A 1726-nucleotide genomic window follows, 5' to 3' on the forward strand; every position below is an offset into this window, starting at 1 on the left:
CAATAGCCGATACAAACAACAAAATTAGAAACGGCAAAATACCTTCTGCAACTTCAACCGCGGCTCTTGCGAGATACATTCCCATCTGGCTTGTATCTTGTGTCGCCTCTCTAGAAAACGAAAAACTAGCAGTCATGATCTTTGTTAAAGATGCTGCGATACCGCTACCAAAAATTAACAAGCCCCCCGCCCCGACAATCAGTAAAAAAGTTGTATTTAACTCTTTTGATCGGGGAACCTGACCTTCTTCTCGCGCTTTTTCGAGTTTCCGGCCGGTGGGTTCTTCGGTTTTATCCTGACTACTATCGTTCTCTGCCATAAGCGCTCTAAGCCCCCATCACATCGCGCAGATAAATATATGTATGCTCGCTAAAACGAATAAAAAGCGTATCAACATTTCCGACACCCACCCAAAGAATGAAAAAACCGAAAATCATACCGATTGGAAAACCGAGCGAGAATACATTCATCTGCGGTGCCGCCCTTGTCATAACTCCAAAGGAGATATTAACAATCAATACCGAAGTTACTACTGGCAGCGCAACCAGCAGAGCCGAAGCAAAGAGCCAGTTAATCCTCATCAACATATCCCACAATAAGTAAGGCTCTATCGAGTTTTCACCTATAATACTTGCTGAAATCGGCCACGCCCTAAAGCTTTCAACAATCACTTCAATCATCACTAAATGACCATTCATTGCAAGAAACGTTAAGGTTACGCCTATCAGGAATATCTGAGACAGGATTGGTGTATTAACACCGTTCGTTGGGTCAACCATCGAAGCAAAACCCAAACCCATTTGCATCGAAATCATTTGCCCCGCCACCACAAACAACTGCATCAGTAGCACAAACATGAAGCCCATTAAGGTACCGATAACAACTTGCTGAAGCACAATCAAAAAAGAACCGATTGACAGAGCGTCAATCACAGGGACAGGGTCAATCAATGGAGCAACGATTAGCGTTAAGGCAAAGGATAAGCCAATTCGGACACGCATTGGCACCAACCGTGTTCCGATTACCGGAACCACCATCAAGAAACTGGCAATACGGAATAAGGGCCACAAGAAGGACCCAACCCAAGCGCCAATTTGTGCGTCGGTAAATTCCATCTTTTACCCGATCAGTAATGGAATGCTAGTCCATAAGCGTTCTGAATAGTCGAGAATTTTTGTCATCATATACGGACCCGCGACAATAAGCACAAACAAGGTCACCAGAAGCCTTGGTAAGAAGCTTAGCGTTTGCTCGTTGATCTGTGTTGCAGCCTGAAAAACACTCACCATCAAGCCAACGATTAGGCCGGGTACGAGTATTAAAGTGACCAAAATCAAAATTACAAATACGGCATCCCTTACAAGGTCAATTGCTAACTCTGGCGTCATCTTAATCTACCTCGTTATATTCCAAAGCTGGCGGCTAAACTACCCATTATCAGAGCCCAACCGTCAATCAAGACAAAAAACATTATCTTGAAAGGTAAGGAGATAATCATAGGTGATAACATCATCATACCCATTGCCATCAGTACGCTCGCCACGACCATATCGAGAATTAGAAAAGGCAGGAACAGCAGAAAGCCAATTTGAAAGGCGGTTTTCAGTTCACTTGTTACGAAGGCAGGCATCAACACCCAAAACGGCAAGTCATCAAGCGTATTGTATTCAGCACCCGATATACGCACAAACAGCGCAATATCATCTTCTCTTGTCTGCGTCAGCAT

Annotated in this window: 3 protein-coding genes and 1 pseudogene; all 4 read right to left on the reverse strand. The window is 44.1% G+C overall.

Annotation, left to right across the window (positions count from 1 at the left end; all coding sequences use genetic code 11):
* Positions 1-319 (reverse strand): EscU/YscU/HrcU family type III secretion system export apparatus switch protein (locus tag A3729_RS18865; RefSeq protein WP_197475924.1); only part of this gene is annotated, 319 nt, incomplete at its 3' end.
* A gap of 7 nt (positions 320-326) precedes the next feature.
* The gene (gene fliR / locus A3729_RS18870; RefSeq protein ID WP_068511913.1) at positions 327-1115 is read right to left on the reverse strand and encodes a flagellar biosynthetic protein FliR; all 789 of its coding nucleotides are present in this window, start codon (positions 1113-1115) and stop codon (positions 327-329) included.
* Positions 1116-1118: 3 nt separating this feature from the next.
* On the reverse strand, positions 1119-1388 hold the full coding sequence (fliQ, locus tag A3729_RS18875) for a flagellar biosynthesis protein FliQ (RefSeq protein WP_068511910.1): 270 nt from the start codon (positions 1386-1388) through the stop codon (positions 1119-1121).
* Between the two features lie 14 nt (positions 1389-1402).
* Positions 1403-1726: pseudogene (locus A3729_RS18880) on the reverse strand (flagellar biosynthetic protein FliP); the annotation flags it as partial.

Source organism: Oleiphilus sp. HI0043 (assembly GCF_001634935.1).